A 20,138-nucleotide genomic window follows, 5' to 3' on the forward strand; every position below is an offset into this window, starting at 1 on the left:
GATTTACTGGTCGGGCGTTTCCATCAGCCTGGCTCGAACCCGTGGAAGATGCGCCGGAAACCGCTCCTGTATAAAGGTGATCAGACCTTCACGGATGGCACAGCGGAGATTCCAGAGTGAGCTTGAGTCCTTGGCGCTGAGCAGGAAGCGCACCTCGATATTGGCCTCGCCGGCTTCGGTTACCTGAACGATCCTGGTCTTTCCATCCCAGTCAGTCGCCTGTTCCAGCAGCCTCTCAAACTCGGTTCGTAGTGGTTCGATGGGCATGGAATAGTCGACGGTGATGAACACCGTTCCCATCATTTCGGTGTCGTTTCTCGACCAGTTCTGGAACGGGTTTTCAATAAACCATTGCAGCGGCACCACCAGCCGCCGCAGGTCCCAGACCCTCAGCACCACGTAAGTGGCGGTGACTTCCTCCACCCAGCACCATTCGCCCTGCACATGCAGCACATCATCGATGCGGAACGGCTGAGTCAGTGCGATCTGCATGCCTGCCAGCAGATTGCCCAATACCGGCTTGGCCGCGAAGCCCAGTATGATGCCACCGATGCCCGCAGACGCCAGCAGGCTGCTGCCAAGGTGACGAACCGGTTCGAAAGTCACCAGCGCTGCGCCCAGGCCCACGATAACGATGAGAATGTTCAGCACCCTCACCAGGAAGCGCGTTTGCGTTTCCACCTTGCGGGCCCGTTTCCACTGGCCTTCGAAGACAGGGTTCAGGGATACGATTACATCCCCTATGGCGGAAGTGCAGCGAACAAGAGCCCAGGTAACCGCCACAATCAACAGCAGGGTAGCGGCGTGACGGAAGTGATTGATCAGTGGCAGATCCTGGGACGCTGCCTCCAGGATGGCATTGAGCACCACCAGGGTAACGGCAACACCCAAAGCGGTTGATGAGGCATCCAGAAACAGGCGGGGAATGGTTTTGCTACGGGTTAAGCGTTGAACTATGGCCAGTACACCCTTGTACACAAGAAAGGTGATAGCCATTGAGATTAGAACGGTAACGCCCGGATACCACCAGTCTTCAAGGCCAGCCTTCAGAGCGTTCAGGGTCTCAAAATCAGTCATGGGCAGTCGGCATTGAGTCAGCGGGTGGGCCAGTCTGTCGTTGTGGTCAGTTTAAACTGCTTTGCAATGGCGTGATATGGTTGCGGTCCGTTCCATTGCTCCAAACGGCGTTTATGAAACTGATCCTCAGTCGAAAAGGCTTCGATTCCTCCGCAGGCGGCTGTCCCAGCCCGGTCTTCCCCGACAGGTCTTTCTATACCCTGCCGATCCCGGATTCACGGTCCGGGATTACCTACGGTGATATTCATCACGAGGGGCTAAACGTTGGCAAGCTGGTGGCCAACCTGACCGGCGACCGACGAGGGCACGCTCGAAAGGCCCATCTTGACCCGGATCTGATCGCTGACGCCTATCCCCGGACTGCTGGCTGGCGGCCTTGTTTGGGGCAAACTGGTGCGGCCCAGGGCCATCTTCGGAAACAGCAGGTAGGCGTGGGAGACCTGTTCCTGTTCTTCGGCCTGTTCCGTGAGGTGGAAAAACAGGGCAGGGGCTGGCGATTTGTAAAACACGCCCGGCCGTTCCATGGCTTGTGGGGCTGGCTTCAGGTTGGTGACGTGTACCGTATTGACGACCTGGCGGATGGCGAGCTGACCTGGGCACGTTACCATCCCCACTTTCACGGTCAGCCAGACGGTGGCAATACGCTATACGTGGCGACAGATACACTGCAGCTCGAAGGTGTGCCAACAGGCTTGCCGGGCGCCGGGGTGTTTGATGCTCAGCAGAATCAATTTCGCCTGACAGCACCGGATGCAGGGTCGACCACACAGTGGCGCCTGCCGGGATGCTTTTTTCCGGGCACAGCGGATACGGCGATGACGTTTCACGGCAATCCTGAACGCTGGTCGAGAGATGGGGATTACTGCTACCTGAAAAGCGCCGCGCGGGGGCAGGAGTTTGTGTTGGATACGAGCCGTTATCCAGATGTTGTTTCCTGGTTGAAGGATATTCTATGAAGGTCATGTTACTGGGTGCCACCGGCCTGACGGGCGGTAAGGTACTGGAAGGGCTGCTGGCGCTGGAAGAGGTGTCATCGGTTGTCGCGCCCGTGCGTCGAGCGCTGCCGCTGAGCCATGAAAAACTGCGTCAGCAGGAAGTGGATTTCGAGCGCCTGGATGAGCACGGTGATTTGTTTGCGGTGGATGCCATCATCTGTTGCCTTGGCACCACCATTAAGAAGGCCGGCTCTCGCGAGCAGTTTCGCAAAGTGGACTATGGCTACCCGATGAGAGCTGCCGAACTTGGCCGGGCAAGCGGCGCACAGGTATTCGTGTTGATGTCTGCCATTGCCTCGTCATCGTCTTCCACCGTTTTCTACAATCGGGTGAAGGGTGAACTGGAAGACGGCATAAAGTCGCTGGGCTATCCCTGCCTGTCCATCTACCAACCCAGCCTGCTGTTGGGCGAACGCAACGAGCAGCGCACCGCCGAAGCACTGGGCATAAAAGCCATGCCCCTCATCAACCGGGCGCTGATCGGCCCACTGGAAAAGTTTCGCGGTATTGAGGCGGCCACCGTGGCCAGGGCAATGGTGAATGAAGTGCTGGCTCTTGCTCAGCAAGCGCCTGCCCAATCGAATGTCCGGGTACACGAATACCGGGACATCGTGACGTTGGCTACGCAGGACGCAACACCCTGACCGTCAGGACCCGTGGAATTCAGGGGGGCGCTTGGCCAGGAACGCCGCGACGCCTTCTGCAAAATCCCCGGTCCGCGTCATTTCCAGGAATGCTTCCTTTTCCGCTTTTAACTGAGCAGCCAACTGATCACCACAGGCTCCGTCAGTAAGCCGTCGGAAGGCGCCGAAGGCTCGGGTGGGGCCATTTGCGATGTTCTTCGTTATCTCAGCTACCCGTTTTTCAAAGTCGGCTTGTGGGACAGACTCGGCGATCATCCCCCAAGCCTTTGCCTCGGCCGCGTTCAGGGTCCTGCCTAGCAGCATTAACTCGGCTGCCCGCCCGGCGCCGATCTTGTGCGTCAGAAACCAGCTACCACCACAGTCAGGCACCGCACCGATACCGTTGTAGGCCATCAAAAACTTCGTGTCTTCCTGAGCAATGATAATGTCCGCCATCAGTGCCAGGCTCAGCCCGGCTCCAGCGGCAACCCCCTTGACCACCGCGATCACCGGGGCATCCATACTGCGCAACAGGAGGATGGCCGGGTTGACCGCATCCAGGATAGCGCTGACGGCTTTGCCCGCCTGCTCGGGAGAGCCGGTCATGCTGGCGATATCCCCACCCGCCATAAAAGCGCGCCCGGAGCCGGTCAGAACAATGCATCGAAGGTTTGAGCGGTCTTTCAGTGCCTGAACCGCCGCGAGAAAGGCTTCTGCCATGGGCACGCTAATGGCGTTCAGGGTCTCTGGCCGGTTGAAGCTAAGAGTTGCTATACCGGTTTCAGAGTCGAAGCCGGTGGTCACCAGTTTATCTGTCATTTTTAATGCTTCTCTTGCCACAGTGCATCTGATGATAAGTTCCGTGCGTAATTTGTACAGTTGTCCACTGGGTAACAGCATAGAGCGGTTTGGCGAATATTGCCGGGATGGACTACTTTAAGTCTGGATCGGGAATAACCCCGACGACAATAAAAAACAAAAACGACAATCATCTTCGGGCGTGAGATGGGTACCAGCAGGGTGTGCGCGCAGCCTGTCTGCCCGGCGCCAGGGGTGCCGGGAGGTAATGTGAGCATCCTTGAGATTAGTAACCTGTCTCTCTCATTTGGTGGCGTCAAGGCGCTGCAGGATGTCAGCTTCCATGTGCCTGAAAACACCGTCACGACTATTATCGGCCCGAACGGTGCCGGCAAGACGTCGCTTTTTAACTGCATCTCCGGTTTCTACAAACCACAGCAGGGTACTATCCGCTATCAGGGTCAACCGCTTCCGGGCAGTATCAAGCCGCCCAGGCGAGCCGCACTTGGCCTGGCCCGAACCTTTCAGAATATAGCCCTGTTCCGGGGTATGACCGTACTCGACAACATCAAGCTGGGCGCCCATGTACACATGAAGAGCGGCCTGCTCAGTGCACTGGCCTATTTCGGGCCCGCCCGCCGGGAGGAGATGGCCGTTCGCAAGGAAGTGGAAGAGCGGATTATCGACTTCCTGGAAATTGATCATATACGACGACAGCCGGTGGCCAGCCTCTCCTACGGACTCCAAAAGCGGGTTGAGCTTGCCCGCGCCCTGGCTATGAAACCTAAGGTCTTGATGCTGGATGAACCGGTGGCAGGCATGAACCGGGAAGAAAAGGAGGATATGGCCAGGTTTATTCTGGATATCCGGGAAGAATGGGGCATTACCGTGCTGATGGTGGAACACGATATGGGCATGGTGATGGACATATCCGACCATATCGCGGTCCTGAATTTTGGCCAGGTCATCACCGAAGGCGTGCCTGCGGATGTTCAGAACAACCCCGAGGTGATCAAGGCCTATCTGGGCAACAGCGACATCGACAGTTTGCGAAGGAAGCTCAATCCGGAAGGGGAGGTCGCCTGATGGATTGGTTGTTCTTTGGTGAAATCAGCCTGGCCGGCCTGGCCATGGGTGGGCTTTACGCCCTTATTGCGCTGGGGTTTGTGATCATCTACAAGGCCACCCGGGTGATCAATTTCGCCATCGGCGAGATCATGATGTTTGCCGCCTACCTGTTCCTGGCGTTTGCTGGCGGCATGGAGTTGTCACCATGGATTGCCCTGCCGCTGGCCGTGATCGGCGGCAGTATTCTCGGCGGGGTGATCGAAAAGACCATGATCCGGCCCATGCTGGGCGAGTCCCCCATCTCGGTCGTGATGGTGACCATCGGGATTGGCAGTATCCTGGTGGGTCTGGTGGAGTTTATCTGGACCGCCGATCCGCAGTTGTTGCCCAGTTTTCTGCCGCGAGAGCCGGTGTTTATCGGCCCGCTCTACCTCGCCCCAAAAATCGCCTACGGTTTTCTGATCGGCTCCGCACTGCTCATTCTCTACCTGCTTTATTTCCGGTTTTCCCGGGGTGGCGTGGCCCTGAGGGCGACGGCCTCGGATCAGGCTGCGGCTTATTCCATGGGCATTAATGTGCGCCGGGTGTTCAACATGGCCTGGGTGTTTGGTTCTCTTGCGGCATCGTTGGCCGGTGTGCTGGTGGCCGCCACTGGCGGGCTCAGCCCGCAATTCGGGATCATCGGTCTGAGTGTGCTGGTGGTGGTGATCGTTGGCGGCCTCGACAGCATTCTCGGTGCCCTGGTGGCTGGCGTGTTCATTGGCTGGCTGGAAACAGTTGCCGGTGCCTACCTTGGAGGCGAGTACCGGATGCCGGCAACGTTCCTGGTGCTGGCAGTGATCCTGGTGATCCGCCCCTACGGCCTTTTCGGCACCCACGAAATAGAGCGAGTGTAAGATGCGCATCGGTGACGCAAAACAGAATTATGAGGCCGATGAGGCAATCTGGACCAGCCAGACCCAGAAACTGTGGTTGGGTCTTTTCCTGCTGATTCTTATGGTGTTCCCGTTTGCCGTCGACTCTTACCTGCTGTACCTGGGCTGCCTGGTTGGTATTGCCGTGATCAGCACCACCGGCCTGAACATCCTGACCGGTTTTACCGGGCTGATTTCCCTGGGACAGGCCGGGTTCATGGGCGTTGGTGCCTATACAGTGGCCTGGCTGTCCATTAACACCAGCCTGCCGTTCCCGGTCACTCTGGTGCTGGCCGGGCTCATGGCCGCCGCCGTCGGGATTCTGGTGGGCCTGCCTTCACTGCGCGTCAAAGGCTTGTATCTGGCCATCGCCACTCTGGCTGCGAGCGTGTTCCTGCACTTCATTTTTGCCGAGTGGGAATCCGTCACCGGTGGCATGGGTGGCTTGAGCCTGGAGCCGGCCCACCTGTTCGGGTTGACGTTCCAGAGCGATTTCATGATGTATTTCATCATTGTGCCGCTGGCCGTGCTGATGGTGCTGGCGGCCCGCAATGTGTTCAGAACGAGGATCGGACGGGCGTTTATCGCCATTCGTGACCGGGATATTTCCGCCGAGATTCTCGGCATTAACCTTTTGCGCTACAAGCTGATGTCCTTTGCGCTCAGCTCCTTCTATGCCGGGGTGGCCGGTGGCCTGTTCGCCTATTTCTACCGGGTGGTTACCCCCGAGAGTTTTCCGTTGTCCATGTCGATTTTCTATCTGGCGGCGGTGATTGTCGGCGGTATGGGTAATCTGTTGGGCGGCATTCTGGGGGCCGCTTTCATGACCCTGGTGCCGGAAGCGCTGAAACTGCTGACGGCGGCCCTGACACCGTTCTACCCCAGCGCGCCGGTGTTCATGTCGCCAATGCTGGAGATCATTTTTGGTGCCCTGATCGTGGGCTTCCTGATTTTCGAACCCCATGGCCTTGCGGAAATCTGGCACCGAATCCGCCGTTTTTTCCGCCTCTGGCCGTTCCGGAACTAACGGTTCTCTCACGGGAACCTGTGCAACACCAACAACAAGAAGCCGCAAGGAGAAGAGACATGTTCAGAAACATCCTCAAAAAAGGTTGCCGGCTTGCCGGGCTTGGCAGCCTGGTCGCTGCGTTGACCGTCGCCGCTCCGGTGATGGCACAGGACAAGGAGCCCATCGTGTTTGGCGGCTCCATACCGCTCTCTGGCGTGTTTGCGTTTGCGGGTATTCATATCCACGCCGGTCTGACCGACTACACCAACTGGATCAACAGCCAGGGGGGCATCAATGGCCACCCGGTAGAGTATGTGATGGAAGACACCGCCTATGAGGTGGACCGTTCGGTGGCGGCCTTCAAGAAGATTTCCGGTAGCCGTTCCCCGGCTACCTATTACGGCGACAGCACCGGTTTCATGAAGGCCATCGCCTCAGAGCTGAACAGCCAGGGCAATACCCTGATGAGCGGGGCCTCGTTCGCGACCGCGCTGACGGATAACGAACAATACCCTTATCAGTTCATTCCCGGCCCGAACTACAGCCAGATGTTCGGCATCATTCTGGAGTACATCGCCACCCAGGGTGAAGGCGGTGATATGCCCACCGTGGCCTTTGTATACAGTGATACCGAGTTCGGCAAGGACCCCATCGAAAATGGCAAAGCCCGGGCGGGCGAACTGGGCATCGAAGTCGTCGAGGATATCGTGACCAAGCCTGGCAGCGTGGATGTGTCTGCCGAGGTCCTTAAGCTTCGCCGGGTACGACCAGACTACGTGGTGTTCCATGGCTACGTGCTGTCGCCGATCAACGAGTTCATGGTGCAGATGCGCCAGATGGGCCTCGATACCCAGTTTATGGGCACCTTCTGGTCTTCGGACAAGTTGATCATCGACAAGATGGGGGCGGATGCCGATGGTTACATGGGTGTGATGCCCTACAACTACTACGACAGTGAAGAAAGCGGCCCGATGCTTGAGGCCCTTCGTGCCCAGGCTGAGAAGAGCGATCCGGAGGCTGACTACCGTCCGACTGGCTACATGCAGGGGTGGTTTAACGCCATGGTCTGGACTGAAGTGGTCAAGCGCACCCTGGATGCGGGAAAAGAACTGACCGGGGATAACATGGCCGAGTCTCTTGCGTCTATTGAGGACTGGGATACCGGCGGCATTATTGGTATTCCGGTCACCGTTCGGAACATGTCGTTCCCGGTTGGACGTATCTGGCGAGTGAATGCCGATAAAGGCCGTTACGAGCCAGTATCGGACTGGATTCACCTCGACTGAGGGGCTGTATGGAAGCCTTACTGGAAATCGATAATATCGAGGTGGTCTACAATAAGTCGGTGCAGGTCCTGAGGGGCCTGTCACTGCGGGTGCCAGAGGGTGCCATTGTGGCGCTCCTCGGTTCCAATGGTGCTGGCAAATCCACCACGCTGAAAAGTGTCTCCGGCCTGCTGACCCTGGAAGATGGGGAAGTGACCGCCGGCGAGGTGCGTTTCCGGGGCAGGGATGTAAAGGGCACGCCTCCCGAAAAACTGGTGCGCAACGGGTTGTTTCATGTCATGGAAGGCCGCCGTGTGTTTGAAGACCTCACGGTGGAGGAGAACCTGATCGCTGCCACCTACGCGCTCAGCGGCAACAAACCCTCCCTGGGCGACAGCTACGAACTGGTCTATGACTATTTTCCACGCCTGAAGGAACGCCGTAAGCAGTTGGCCGGTTACCTCTCCGGCGGCGAACAGCAAATGTTGGCTTTGGGCCGGGCGCTGATTGCCCAGCCCGCACTGATCATGCTGGATGAGCCTTCGCTGGGCCTGGCGCCGCTGCTGGTGGAGGAGATTTTTACCATTGTGGCGCGGATCAACCGTGAACAGGGCACCGCGATTCTTCTGGTGGAGCAGAATGCGGCGGTGTCTCTGGCGATTGCGTCATACGGTTACATCATGGAGAACGGCAAGATCGTGATCGACGGGCCAGCGGACAAGCTAACGGCGAACGAAGACGTTCAGGAATTCTACCTGGGTGTGGGTGGTAAAGAAGGTAAGGCTCGCAGCTACCGCGACATCAAGCACTATAAACGCCGTAAACGGTGGCTGTCATGACAACACTTGCCCTACCGGACCTGACACTGACCCAGATGCTTCGGGCCCACGCAAAAGAGCGACCGGATGCCCTGGCCCTGCGCCAGAAAGACTTCGGTATCTGGCAGGCCTATTCCTGGCGGGACTACTACGACCGTGCCCGACATTTCGGTCTTGGCCTCCGCGCCATGGGGTTGGAGGAGGGTGGCCATGTGGCCATCATTTCCGAAAATCGGGTGGAGTGGGTGATTGCCCAGATGGGTATTGGCATGGTTCGGGGCATCTGCGTTGGTGTGTATCCGACCAGCCCCTGGAATGAGGTGGCCTACGTTCTCGAGCACAGCGATGCGAGCATCGTGGTGTGTGAGGATCAGGAGCAGACCGATAAAGTGCTGGAAGCCTGGCCCCAACTGCCCCAGTTGAAGCACACCATTGCCATTGATATGAAAGGCCTTCGCTACTACCCCGAGCCCCCGGCGGCGTTCGAGGACATCGAAGCCAGAGGCCGGGCGTTTGAGAAAGATCATCCGCGGCTGGTGGACGACTTGCTGGATGGCCAGCGAATGGATGACACCGCCCTGATGATCTACACCTCCGGCTCTACCGGGCGGCCGAAGGGCGCCATGATCAGCTGGGGTAATCTTCACGCTGCCGCACCCGGCCTTATTGAGTTGCTGCAGGCGGACGATCGCGGTTCCAGCCTTTCTTACCTGCCGCTTTGCCATGTGGCGGAGCAAGCGGTAACCAACATTGCGCCGGTCTATGCAGGCAGCTCCGTCAGTTTTGGCGAGAGCTTGCGGACCGTCCAGGAAGACTTGCGGGAAATTGCGCCGACCTTTTTCCTGGGCGTGCCCAGGATATGGGAGAAGCTGCATTCCGCCATCTATATCAAGATCCAGGAGACCGGACGCCTCCGTCGGGCATTGTTCAATTGGGCAATCCGGGCATGTTCGCCCATGGCCACCAAACCCCGGACGCAGTGGAGCCTGAAAGAAAAAGGCCTATACAGTCTCAGTTATTGGCTGGTGTTCCGGGCTCTGCAGAATTTCATTGGCCTGCGCCGATGTACCATCGCAATGACTGGCGCCGCCCCCATTTCCACAGGCATCCTGGAATTCTTCCGGACTATTGGGATTCCCCTGCTGGAAGTCTATGGCCAGACGGAAAGTACCGGCGTGGCAACCGCACAGCCGGTGGATGATGTGCATCTTGGAACCGTGGGTGTCGCGATTGCCGGCGTTGAGGTCAAACTCGGTGAGCACAACGAGATCATCATGCGTGGCGGCAGCATGTTCAAGGGGTACTACAAGAGCGACGAGGCGACTGCCTCAACCCTGAAAGACGGTTGGCTGCATACCGGCGATGTGGGCGAATGGCGGGGCGGCCAACTCAAGATTGTCGACCGCCTGAAAGACATCATGATCACCGCTGGCGGCAAGAACCTGTCGCCGACGGAAATTGAGAACACCATCAAGGCCAGCCCCTATATCAAGGAATGCATTGTGATTGGCGAGGCACGGAAATACGTTTCCGCCCTGATACAGATCGATTTTGACACCGTGGCCAAGTGGGCCGAACAGCAACGGGTTGCCTACACCACCTTCCGCAGTCTGACTGAGCAGGACAGGGTGAGCGAACTGATTGAAGCGGCAGTGAGCGAGGGTAATAACCAGTTGCCCCAAGTAGCGCAGATCAAGCGTTTCCACTTGCTCACCAAAGAACTCGACCATGACGATGATGAAGTGACGGCCACCATGAAGGTGCGCAGAAGCAACATCTATGAGAAGTATGCGGACGTCATTGAGTCGCTTTATGGTTGAAATTGTTTACCTCGTGCCCTGCGACAGGCCTCCAGCGCCTTAAGGGCGTCGACCTTCAGTGGAAGACTGAGAGCCCACTGAATATCCGTTCTCTCGAAGCCGATATCCACCAGTATCTCGTCATCTTCCTTCAGTAGGGGCAGGAACAGCCGACGAAAATGGTGCCTGCGCCGGAAGATCCTGACCCAGAACTCAATCGTTGCCATGAACGCCAGTGGCGGGGTGGCTGGCATGTAAATCTCCAGCTCCGGAGGCTTGGCGGGGGAGTCTGGACGAAGCTGCGGGCGGCGGAATTCCTGGTAATGGCTCATCGTTTCAATCTCCTGTTCAGTCATCAGTATGGGAGCCCTCGCGTGTTCGCTGGGGCATGGTAATCAGCATGCAACGCCACCTTTGATCAAACAAACGAAAAGATTTAACATATGAGTTAAGAAAAATTGAAAGGTGGCTTATGAACAGTACCGAACCTGCGACCAGCCGCGAGGTTGGCCCGCTACTGGATACCGACGTATTGAGAACCTTCGTGGCCATTGCCGAGAGTGGAAGCTTTACCCGGGCTGCGAAACAGGTTTTTCGTACCCCTTCGGCCCTGAGCATGCAGATCAAACGGCTCGAGGGAATTCTCGGCCACGTCCTCTTTGTGCGTGAAGCCCGTCGCGTCAGGCTGACGCCTGAGGGAGAAGTGTTGCTAGGCTATGGTCGGCGACTGCTGCGATTGAACGAGGAGGCCATCCAGCAGTTCCTCTCACCCGTGCTGGAAGGCCGGGTCAGTCTCGGTACGTCAGACGATGTGGGCAGTCGTATCCTGCCGGGCGTGCTGGCACAGTTTGCGCGCTCGTGCCCGGCCGTTCAGGTGGATGTGGTTGTAGGCTCGAGCCAGCAGAACCTGGATCGGCTCGACGCCGGAGAACTGGACATGGTGCTGGTCACCATTGGTAATGAGGGCCAGGAGCGACGGGGGGAAGTCGTGCACACGGAACCGTTGGTGTGGGCTGGTCGCGAAGGTGGAGTTGCCGCCAACCGCTCACCCTTGCCAGTAGCTCTCGCCAGCCATGGATGTGTATGGCGCCGGGCAGCGCTGACGGCCCTGGGTGACGCCCACATTTCCTATCGGGTCGCCTACACCTGTGACAACTGTTTCGGCCAGGAAGCGGCGATGTTGTCGGACCTGGCGGTTGCGCCCTTTCCGGTCAGCCTGGTGCGCCCGCCGCTGCGAAAACTTGATCGGGAAGGGCTGCCAACGCTGGCGGATTATCAGATTGCACTGGTGCGCAGTGGCAGCAATCCGGTCAACGACGAGCTGGCCCGGCATGTGAAGGACGCGTTTGTAGACTTAAGGTGATATCCAGGAATCTCTTGGTTTCAAGGTGGTCATATCGCTAAACATGTAATGTAATTGTTTCTTACAGTTCGTTGCCTTAACTGTACTTTAAACTACTTATTTCTCCGATGGGTTGAGCATATATTGAACAAATTGCCGCTTCATCCATCAGGGAGAGAGTGTATGTTTGGGCGCCATCGTATTGCGGAATTGACGGATCAGTTAACGGTCTCCAGGGGCGAACAGGAGAGGGTTCAGCAAACCCTGAATGCCATTGCCTCCCAGATCGGGTATATCGAGTTCAGCCCTTCGGGAATTGTAGAGTCTGCCAATGATATCCTGCTCTCCATTATTGGGTACGAGCGCCAGGAAGTCATTGGCAAGCACCATCGGTCACTGTGTGACTCAAGCTATACGGCATCGTCAGAATATCAGCGCTTCTGGGATGACCTCGGGCGCGGCATCAAGAAACAAGGCACTTTCCCCCGCTTTGCCAAGGATGGTCGACGTGTCTGGCTGGAGGCCACCTACTTTCCCGTCACCAATGAGGAAGGGAAAGTATTCAAGGTCGTTAAGTTGGCAACAGACGCGACCGCCGCCCAGGACAAAGTGGCGAATGATACCGCCATGCTTGATGCCATCGACCGGTACATGGCAGTCATCAAGTTCACGCCCGACGGCAAGATACTGGAAGCCAACGAAAACTTCCTGGCCACCACAGGGTACGCCAAAGACGAGATCATCCATCAGCACCACAAGATGTTCTGCTTTGATGATTTCTATCGCGATAATCCGGACTTCTGGAAGCGGTTGGCTCGCGGTGAGAGCTTTTCTGGGCAGTTTGAACGCAGGGACAAAAGCGGCAAAAGTATCTGGCTGGAAGCCACGTATAGCCCTGTGCTGGATGCCGAAGGGCAGGTATACAAGGTGATCAAGTTTGCCTCGGACATTACCGCGCGGGTGAACAATGCCCGCGAGGCGGCCGACGTAGCCGCCGCCACTTCCGAGGAAACGTCACAGATTGCGGCAGAAGCCACTCGTGCCCTCAACCTTGCGGTCGACACCTCGGCGTCGGCACTGGTAGAGGTCGCCAGCGCCACAGAGGTCAGTCGGGATCTCGAGACCCAGGCCGAGCAGATTGGCAGCATTGTCAGCACCATCCGCACCGTGGCAGAGCAGACCAACCTGTTGGCCCTGAACGCTGCGATCGAAGCTGCCCGTGCTGGCGAAATGGGGCGTGGGTTCGCAGTGGTGGCCGACGAGGTGCGTAAACTGGCTGCAAAGACCGCTCAATCTCTGGAAGAAATTTCCACGGTGGTAGGCAAGAACAGTCACTTGATCGAGTCTCTACGCGCGAATATGGACGGGGTTTCGACGCTTTCACGTCGCAGTTCGGACGAAATTTCCGGCATTGCTACCGGCATTCAGCAGGTGGAGAAGGGTATGACGGATCTGGCGGCTGTGGTGGCGCGGTTGAGTAGCGAGGGGTAATCTGTTTCGGAGATGGGGTTGAAATCCCGGTGTATCGACAGAACGTGTAATCGCATACGTCGACTGAAACAGGAGAGCGAATGGAATATATCAGCCCCATCAGCAGCGCGGTCATGGCGATTATCTGGATCATATATTTCCAGTTGTTCCTGATCCAGTATCAGCGCAATAACCGCCCCTATATGGTCATTCATCATGCCCAGAGCGAAAACCCGGACGCCCTGTGTCTGTTGGTGAATATGGGTAAAGAAACCATCCATGTGCAGTGTGTGCAGGTGGTACTGCAAACCCGCAGTGGCGAAGAGAAAACCCTGACGGTCACCGAATATCGCCGGGTTGGGGCGGATGACAGTAATGTGCACCAGGTTTTGCGGCAGGGGCCTCTGCAGCCTGGTGGGTACTTGGTGCTGGGTTCATTCCGCAACATTATCCTGGGGCGCCGAAGTGACGATAGCGGCGGTGACGGTGACTACCTGTTCGAGGATGTTACTGCCGTTGAAATCCGGGCCGCGGTGGTTCACGGCCCCAGCCACTATGCCGTGGGCGTACGCCGGCGTTTCTGGCTGAGGCATGATGGCGTATCGGAGATTTTTCCCCGCGATATCCACAGTGAACAGCTCAATCGCAGGCGTCACCGGCATGAAGTGCACCGTTGGCTGGAAACGGAACTGTGTCCTCAGTAGCCTTGATCAGTTCGGGAAAGAATGTGGCGAAAGGGTCAGTTTCACTGAGTGTTTTTCGCCTTTTGCCGTTTGAGAAAATCCACTTTCCATTGCTCCATGCCAAAGTATTCGGTGCCAATGTTGGCCTCTACCCGGTGTTTGGCTTTGATCGCCGCGACTTGTTCGTGGCGCTCCTTCATAAAACTGTCGAAGCGCGGTAGCAAATCCCCATGCCTGATCGTTGAAAGCCGGTAGGAGCTTCGGGTATGCGGGAGATTGGGATCGAACACGAGAACGCCCGGTCTTATCCGAACATTATTGATGTGGTGCAGGGCGACCACCACGTTGTAGTAAGCGCCGTCACTGTTCTTCAGCAAAGCCTGGTGAATCATTTCCGGCAGGCTGTCGCTGGGTACCGGGAGTATCTGCGAGGCCTCGATCTTTTCCTCGTATCCCCGGGCCGTCCAGCCATCGACAAGACCGATGCGTTTAAGGTGGTCCCCATCCAGGCCGAGGCGGCGCGGAGACACCAGAACGCCGTCAACATATTCCACGATGGGGCGGCTGTAGCTCATCCGATCCCCGGTTTTTGCCGAACGGGCCCAGTCGGGATGATCCGGGTACTTGAAGTCCACCTTGCCTTCAACCAGGGCCGGCATCAGTTCTTCGACGGGCAACGGTTTATAAACGAATGTTACGCCGGCATGTTCGGCGAAAAGGTCCAGTAGTTCACGGGCGAAACCGCTGTATTGGCCTTGTTCGTCAACCCCGTAATGGGGCAGGAAGCTTCCTTGTTCCACTCCCACCACGTATGTCTGCGCAGTTGCCTGGGCGGTCAAGGCAAACAGCAGGCAGGCGGCGAATATATGTTTCACTGATGGCTCCCTATATAGTCGTTGTTGGATGAGCTGTATAGCGTCCGGATATTTTCCGCATTAGGTCAGTCTTCACGGTCGAGCCGGAACGCTTTCATTTGAGCTTCGAGCTTTTCAGCCATCGCACGTAATTCTTCAATTTCACGGCTGGCTGCCGTCATGTCCTCGCTCGAACGCGTGCTGAGATGAGAAATGTCCTGAACGTTTGAGCTGATTTCCTCGGTAACGGAGCTTTGTTCTTCGGTTGCTGCAGCCACCTGGTGGCTCATCTCTACAATCCGGTCCACGTTTTCGCCGATTCCATCCAGGGCCTTGCCCATGCTGGCGGAGGTACTGACGGTTTCTTCGGTGGCTTTTTCGCTTGTGGCCATCGTCTCGACCGCACGCTCGGAGCCCTCCTGCAAACGCTCGATAATGGTTCGAATTTGCTTGGTTGATGATTGCGTCTTCTGTGCCAGGCTGCGAACTTCGTCAGCGACCACAGAGAATCCGCGCCCATGTTCACCGGCCCGGGCTGCTTCTATGGCGGCGTTCAAAGCCAGTAGATTAGTCTGATCGGATATGGCATTGATCACTTCGATGACCTGGCCAATATCCCGCGCTTCGGTAGCCAACTGTTGGATCGCCGAGGCCGATTCGCGGATGTTATTCGCCATTCCCTCGACCTGGGCGATGGAGCGAGACATGCCTTCACGAATGTCGCTGGCGCTGTTGCCGACCTGCTCCAGTTGGTTTGCCGTTTCCGTGGCGCTTTTGGCAATTTCCTGAACCGTGGCTTCCATCTCGCATACCGCTGTGGCCACCGAGTCTGTCAGGCTGCTTTGCTCCTTGGCTCGGTCGGTGTTGGCCGTTATGACGGTGGACGTTTGCTCGACAAATGCCTTGAGCCGGATTGCTGTCTCCAAAAGGCCCCGAACCATCTCTCGTTGTGCCCCGACAAACTGGTTAAATCCAGTCGCCAATTGGCCCAGCTCGTCTTTGCGTTCGACCGCCAGTTCCTGGGTGAGATCACCGCCACCCTTGGCAATTTCGGTCAACGCCCGAGTGATTTTCGTCAGTGGCTTCGTCATGCGAGTGGCGACCAGAGCTATGATGCCCAGGAAAACAACGGCTACGAGGACGCCGACGAACAACGAGGTTTGATTGGCACGGCTGGCTTCGCCATAGATCTCGGCAGACGGAACCTCTACGACGACACGCCAGTCCGTGATCGACAGAGGCAGGCTGGCGGCAATGTAGCTGCGGCCATCACGATCAAACTCGGTCAGATGGTAAGTTGAGCCCTGCAGCAGTTCGGCGGCGACCGTCGGAGAGAGAACCTTTGATAGGGGCTGGTCTGTTTTCTGAAGGTCCGGATGAATGTTGACCTGACCTTTTTCAGACACCAGGTACACGATGCCGGTTTCACCAAAGCGGAATTCCCGGATTCGCTCCGCCATCTGATTCAGCCCGATCCCGACGCCGGTAACCGCGATAGCCTCGCCACGGTCCTCCATGCGGGCATTGATGAAGAGGGTAGGCTTGCCAGTCGCTTTGTCTACGTCCAGCGACAGCTCCATGGTCTCGCCGCTTTTCAGAAAATCGTAGAACCATCGGTCCGCCTGGGGTGTCACTACCCTGTCGATGCCCTGGTGGGTGTAGTAGTTGCCCGTGTTCACCGACACGAAATGGGCGGAGGAGGCTTCCTGGCTACGCCTTACCCCCTCAAGGTAGCGGGTGGCAGGGGCGAGCCCTTGTTGCGGCTCATTGTCACTTATCCACTCTTTGAGGTAGCTGTTCCCTGCGATCAGCTGTGAGGCTGTAATAGGCGCCTGAAGGTCTCGCTCAACGGAGTTTGCTATGGCCTCCAGGCTGGATGGCAGGGCGGAGTTGAGCAGGTATTGATCAAGAAGCCCGCGCATCTGGAAGATGTTGAGGGAAACCAACAGCAACGTGCTGGCAAGCAGTGCTGCCCCCATTCCTATGATTAGCTTTAGGCGAATGCTCATGGATACTCCAGTGCGATGACGTCAGTGGTCGACAGGGCGATCCATTTTTCAAAGGCGTTTCACGGATGAGGTGATCGCCTCAATGCCAGCCTTGGCTATCCGCACGTCCTGGTCAGGTTTGACGCCGGAGACTCCCACACTCCCGGCCACCTGATCGTCCAGGATTACTGGTACGCCGCCGGCGAGGAGCCCTTGGAGCGGTGCGGAAAGAAAAGCATTTCGCCCATTGTTGATCATATCTTCGAAAATCTGTGTTTCTTTTCGGCCGATCGCGGCGCTACTGGCCTTTTCCATCGCGACATGCGCGGTGAATGGCGCCGTTGCGTCCAGCCGACGCAGCCCCAGGACATGGCCACCATCGTCGGCCACCGCTATGGTCACCGGCCAGCCGTTGGCTTCAGCCTCTTTCTGAGCCGCGTCGAGAATCAGATTTACGTCTGTTAAGCCTAGCACTGGTTTTGTTTTCATCGAGTTTTCCTTGGTTTATCGTTGGGAGACATGGTTTTTCAGCTCTCAGTCACCCAGGTGTTCAAAGTGAGTCCGGCTTCATTGCCGTGCTTTTAGAGCTTTCAGGGCGTTCAGCGTCATCGGGCACCGGGTTTGGGATTTTTGGAAGGATAAGGTTCAACGCGATGGCGGTAATGGCCCCGGGGATCAAACCGGATTCGATCATCGCTTGCAGGTTTTCCGACAGGTTGGCATAGAGCCCCTCTTGCGCCGGCAAGCCCACGGCTATGGTTAGAGAGGTGCCAATGATCAGCATGTTGCGCTTGTCGAATGGCACCTGGCTGAGCATTTTAATGCCGGCACTGGCGATCATGCCGAACATCAGCAGTACCGCGCCGCCGAGCACCGCGTTGGGAATACTGGAAACGAGACCGCCGAGCTTTGGCAACAGGCCGGCCAACACCAGGAATCCTCCGCCAATCGCGACTACATAGCGGCTAACAACACCCGTCAATGCGACCATGCCCACGTTCTGGCTGAAACTGATCTGGGGGAACGCATTGAAGATGGCGGCAAACACGCTCGCGATGCCATCGGCCATGACGCCGCCGGAGAGCTCCTTCTTGGTGGGTTCACGGTTCAGTCCCCCCGCGGTGGTACCCACTATATCGCCGATGGATTCGGCCACGGTGACCAGAGACAGCACCACCACGGGGATGATGGCGGCCATATGGAACTCGATACCAATGCCCAACGGGGTGGGGAACGTCACCCAGTCTGCATCGCCCACCTTGGAGAAATCGACATAGCCAAAGGCCGCGGCAGCAACGAAGCCAACCAGTAAGCCGGCCAGTGGGGCAACTTCACTCCAGATACCTCGGCCGAACTGGTGAAGACCCACGGTTACGACGAGAACAAGCGAGGCCAGCCCGATGTGATGGGGGGCACCGAAATCCGATACGCCGAAACCACCACCGGCGTAGGCAAGGCCAACGGGCATCAACAATATGCCCAGCATCACGACAAAGGTTCCAGTCACCACTGGCGGGAACAAAAACCGAAACCAGGGAAGAAACAGCCCCATCAGCGCCATTGCGACGCCTCCGCACAACGCTGCTCCAAGGGCGGCGGGCAACCCCATGCCGATGGCAATGGGAATCAGGACCGGTACGAATCCGAAACTGGTCCCCATGACAATAGGAAGGCGGGCACCGATGGGCCCGAGGCCCAGGGATTGCAACAGGGTTGCGATGCCAGCGACAAACATCGCTGCCTGAACCATAAAAGCGGTCTGATCGGGAGGCAGGTCCGCCGCCCCCGCGATGATGATCGGCACGGTCACGTTGCTAACGAACATCGCCAGAACATGTTGAATGCCCAGCGGAATCGCTCGGCGCAAGGGCGGCATGGAATTAACGTCGCGGGTGCTATAACGGTCTGCTGGACCGGTATCTGGCCGTTCGGATGTACTTGTTGTCATGAGTCTCTCCTAGGTGTTGTTTTTGTAGGAATGCCTGACTGTTGACTACCAATAGCTCTACAAAGATCTTCTAAATGGCTCTCCTTAGTTGGCGGGCCGCCTCATCATGGCGTGCCATCAGCGCGTCAAGATCGACGTCGCAGGGCAGACCGCCGGTCACTCTCCAGCGCCCGGCGACCATGACCCGGTCAGCGCGCTGTGCGCCACACAGTAATAATGCAGCCAGTGGATTCTCTGCGCCCGAAAACCGCGGCTCATCAAGTTTGAACAGGGCCAGGTCCGCCTGCTGGCCTGGCTCCAGTCCGCCGATATCGGTTCGTCCCAGGCAGCGGGCCGAGCCTTCCGTTGCCCAGCGGATGACGGCTTCGTGCGTTACCTGGCTCGGCGAGTAACGCAGGCGGCCCAGAAGCAGTGCCTGACGCATTTCCGACGCAAGGTTCGAGTGGTCGCTCGACGCTGATCCATCGACCGCCAATCCGACCGGTGAGCCCGCCGCTTCGAGTTCGAGGGTCCGGCAGAGCCCTGAGCCCAGAACCATGTTTGAAGAGGGACAGTGAGCGATGCCCGTGCCTGCGCGGCCAAGGCGCTGGATCTCATCGTCATTGAAATGAATGCCATGGGCCAGCCACGTGCGATCAGTGAGCCAGCCACTGTCCTCGAGGTAATCCAGAGGGCGTATGCCAAACAGCTTCTGGCAGTAGGCGGTCTCATCTTCAGTTTCGGCAAGATGGGTGTGGAGGCGAACGTCGTTCTTCTCTGCAAGCCGCGCGCTCTCGCGCATCAACTCCCGGCTTACTGAAAACGGTGAGCAAGGGGCCAGGGCGATGGTGGTCATGGCCCCTTCAGCACGCTGGTGGTAACGGTCGATAAGACGCTGGCTGTCATCGACAATGGTTTGCTCGTCCTGCACCACGGTCTGTGGCGGCAGACCGCCATCGTCGCGCCCGACGCTCATGGACCCACGAGTCAGGGCGGCACGAACGCCGAGGCGCTGGGCAGTTTCGACCTGACAGTCAATCGCGTTTACCAAGGCACCGGAAAAGACGTAGTGATGGTCCGCTACGGTGGTGCATCCCGACATCAGTAGCTCGACCATCGCCAGTTCGCTGGCCAGGGCCATCTGGCTGTCGTTGAGATTGGCCCAGACATCGTAAAGCGTGGTCAGCCAGGGAAATAACTCTTTATTGAGCGCGGGGGAATAGGCACGGGTCAGGGTTTGGTAGAAGTGATGGTGGGTATTCACCAAGCCGGGTAACAGGACATGCTCGGAAGCATCGAAGGTCTCGGTAACGGGCTGGAGAGGTTGCTGCCCCCCGGCCACTTTTTCCACAATTCTTGTTCCTGTGACGACAATACCACCGGCAGCGCCTGGGTCAGAGCAGGCAAGCGGATTGCGAATCCATAATCTGTGGTCTGTTTCGGTCATTCCTGCAGCTCATGTTGTATACATTGTTACCGATAACTTCGTACAAATATGTATTACTTGT

19 protein-coding genes are annotated in these 20,138 nt (G+C 57.5%); 11 read left to right on the forward strand and 8 right to left on the reverse strand.

Going from position 1 to position 20,138, the window contains the following annotated elements; translation table 11 throughout:
- Window positions 1-3: 3 nt before the first annotated feature.
- Window positions 4-1,077 (reverse strand): mechanosensitive ion channel family protein, encoded by a 1,074-nt coding sequence (locus AC0B60_RS13805; protein WP_465086402.1) that lies wholly within the window; start codon window positions 1,075-1,077, stop codon window positions 4-6.
- A gap of 113 nt (window positions 1,078-1,190) precedes the next feature.
- Between AC0B60_RS13805 and AC0B60_RS13810 the strand changes: the two genes are divergently transcribed.
- Together AC0B60_RS13810 and AC0B60_RS13815 are read left to right on the forward strand one after the other, a co-directional pair.
- A complete protein-coding gene (locus AC0B60_RS13810; protein WP_465086403.1) occupies window positions 1,191-2,033 on the forward strand; it encodes an Nmad3 family putative nucleotide modification protein in 843 nt (280 codons plus the stop codon).
- Window positions 2,030-2,716 (forward strand): NAD-dependent epimerase/dehydratase family protein, encoded by a 687-nt coding sequence (locus AC0B60_RS13815; protein WP_465086404.1) that lies wholly within the window; start codon window positions 2,030-2,032, stop codon window positions 2,714-2,716. Before AC0B60_RS13810 ends, AC0B60_RS13815 begins: the two co-directional genes overlap by 4 nt.
- 3 nt (window positions 2,717-2,719) lie before the next feature.
- On the opposite strand, the gene AC0B60_RS13820 is transcribed toward AC0B60_RS13815, so the two are convergent.
- Complete coding sequence (locus AC0B60_RS13820; protein WP_465086405.1) at window positions 2,720-3,514, reverse strand: enoyl-CoA hydratase/isomerase family protein; 795 nt, start codon at window positions 3,512-3,514, stop codon at window positions 2,720-2,722.
- Between the two features lie 249 nt (window positions 3,515-3,763).
- Between AC0B60_RS13820 and AC0B60_RS13825 the strand changes: the two genes are divergently transcribed.
- Genes AC0B60_RS13825 through AC0B60_RS13850 form a run of 6 tightly spaced genes read left to right on the forward strand, consistent with a single transcriptional unit; the run spans window position 3,764 to window position 10,387 of the window.
- Window positions 3,764-4,579: an ABC transporter ATP-binding protein gene (locus AC0B60_RS13825; RefSeq protein ID WP_465086406.1), complete on the forward strand. Its 816-nt coding sequence runs from the start codon at window positions 3,764-3,766 to the stop codon at window positions 4,577-4,579.
- On the forward strand, window positions 4,579-5,457 hold the full coding sequence (locus tag AC0B60_RS13830; protein ID WP_465086407.1) for a branched-chain amino acid ABC transporter permease: 879 nt from the start codon (window positions 4,579-4,581) through the stop codon (window positions 5,455-5,457). The genes AC0B60_RS13825 and AC0B60_RS13830 overlap by 1 nt, the downstream gene beginning before the upstream one ends.
- 1 nt (window position 5,458) lies before the next feature.
- The gene (locus AC0B60_RS13835; RefSeq protein WP_465086408.1) at window positions 5,459-6,502 is read left to right on the forward strand and encodes a branched-chain amino acid ABC transporter permease; all 1,044 of its coding nucleotides are present in this window, start codon (window positions 5,459-5,461) and stop codon (window positions 6,500-6,502) included.
- Window positions 6,503-6,561: 59 nt separating this feature from the next.
- Window positions 6,562-7,770 carry an ABC transporter substrate-binding protein gene (locus tag AC0B60_RS13840; protein WP_465086409.1) on the forward strand — a complete coding sequence of 403 codons (1,209 nt, stop codon included), beginning with the start codon at window positions 6,562-6,564 and terminating at the stop codon, window positions 7,768-7,770.
- A gap of 8 nt (window positions 7,771-7,778) precedes the next feature.
- A complete protein-coding gene (locus tag AC0B60_RS13845; RefSeq protein WP_465086410.1) occupies window positions 7,779-8,588 on the forward strand; it encodes an ABC transporter ATP-binding protein in 810 nt (269 codons plus the stop codon).
- The gene (locus AC0B60_RS13850; RefSeq protein ID WP_465086411.1) at window positions 8,585-10,387 is read left to right on the forward strand and encodes an AMP-dependent synthetase/ligase; all 1,803 of its coding nucleotides are present in this window, start codon (window positions 8,585-8,587) and stop codon (window positions 10,385-10,387) included. Before AC0B60_RS13845 ends, AC0B60_RS13850 begins: the two co-directional genes overlap by 4 nt.
- Here AC0B60_RS13850 and AC0B60_RS13855 read toward each other — a convergent pair.
- Window positions 10,378-10,698, reverse strand: coding sequence for a hypothetical protein (locus tag AC0B60_RS13855; protein WP_465086412.1), 321 nt, complete (start codon window positions 10,696-10,698; stop codon window positions 10,378-10,380). The genes AC0B60_RS13850 and AC0B60_RS13855 overlap by 10 nt on opposite strands.
- Window positions 10,699-10,838: 140 nt before the next feature.
- On the opposite strand from AC0B60_RS13855, the gene AC0B60_RS13860 reads away from it, so the two are divergent.
- The 3 genes from AC0B60_RS13860 (at window position 10,839) to AC0B60_RS13870 (ending at window position 13,882) form a co-directional block, all read left to right on the forward strand.
- Entirely contained in the window at window positions 10,839-11,729 is an 891-nt protein-coding gene (locus AC0B60_RS13860) for a LysR family transcriptional regulator (protein ID WP_465086413.1), read from the forward strand.
- A gap of 162 nt (window positions 11,730-11,891) precedes the next feature.
- Complete coding sequence (locus AC0B60_RS13865) at window positions 11,892-13,199, forward strand: methyl-accepting chemotaxis protein (protein WP_465086415.1); 1,308 nt, start codon at window positions 11,892-11,894, stop codon at window positions 13,197-13,199.
- 80 nt (window positions 13,200-13,279) lie between these two features.
- Window positions 13,280-13,882: a hypothetical protein gene (locus tag AC0B60_RS13870; protein ID WP_465086416.1), complete on the forward strand. Its 603-nt coding sequence runs from the start codon at window positions 13,280-13,282 to the stop codon at window positions 13,880-13,882.
- A 41-nt stretch (window positions 13,883-13,923) separates the two neighbouring features.
- Here the strand turns inward: AC0B60_RS13870 and AC0B60_RS13875 are convergent, their stop codons facing one another.
- The 5 genes from AC0B60_RS13875 to AC0B60_RS13895 all read right to left on the reverse strand — a co-directional run bounded on the left by AC0B60_RS13875 (window position 13,924) and on the right by AC0B60_RS13895 (window position 20,077).
- The gene (locus AC0B60_RS13875; protein ID WP_465086418.1) at window positions 13,924-14,736 is read right to left on the reverse strand and encodes a substrate-binding periplasmic protein; all 813 of its coding nucleotides are present in this window, start codon (window positions 14,734-14,736) and stop codon (window positions 13,924-13,926) included.
- 65 nt (window positions 14,737-14,801) lie between these two features.
- On the reverse strand, window positions 14,802-16,724 hold the full coding sequence (locus AC0B60_RS13880) for a methyl-accepting chemotaxis protein (RefSeq protein WP_465086419.1): 1,923 nt from the start codon (window positions 16,722-16,724) through the stop codon (window positions 14,802-14,804).
- 48 nt (window positions 16,725-16,772) lie between these two features.
- Window positions 16,773-17,192, reverse strand: a complete 420-nt coding sequence (locus AC0B60_RS13885) for a GlcG/HbpS family heme-binding protein (RefSeq protein WP_465086420.1) — start codon at window positions 17,190-17,192, stop codon at window positions 16,773-16,775.
- A gap of 61 nt (window positions 17,193-17,253) precedes the next feature.
- A complete protein-coding gene (locus tag AC0B60_RS13890; protein ID WP_465086421.1) occupies window positions 17,254-18,651 on the reverse strand; it encodes a uracil-xanthine permease family protein in 1,398 nt (465 codons plus the stop codon).
- Between the two features lie 70 nt (window positions 18,652-18,721).
- Entirely contained in the window at window positions 18,722-20,077 is a 1,356-nt protein-coding gene (locus tag AC0B60_RS13895; RefSeq protein WP_465086422.1) for an 8-oxoguanine deaminase, read from the reverse strand.
- Window positions 20,078-20,138 lie beyond the last annotated feature (61 nt).

The sequence above is a fragment of the Marinobacter sp. V34 genome (assembly GCF_055524115.1).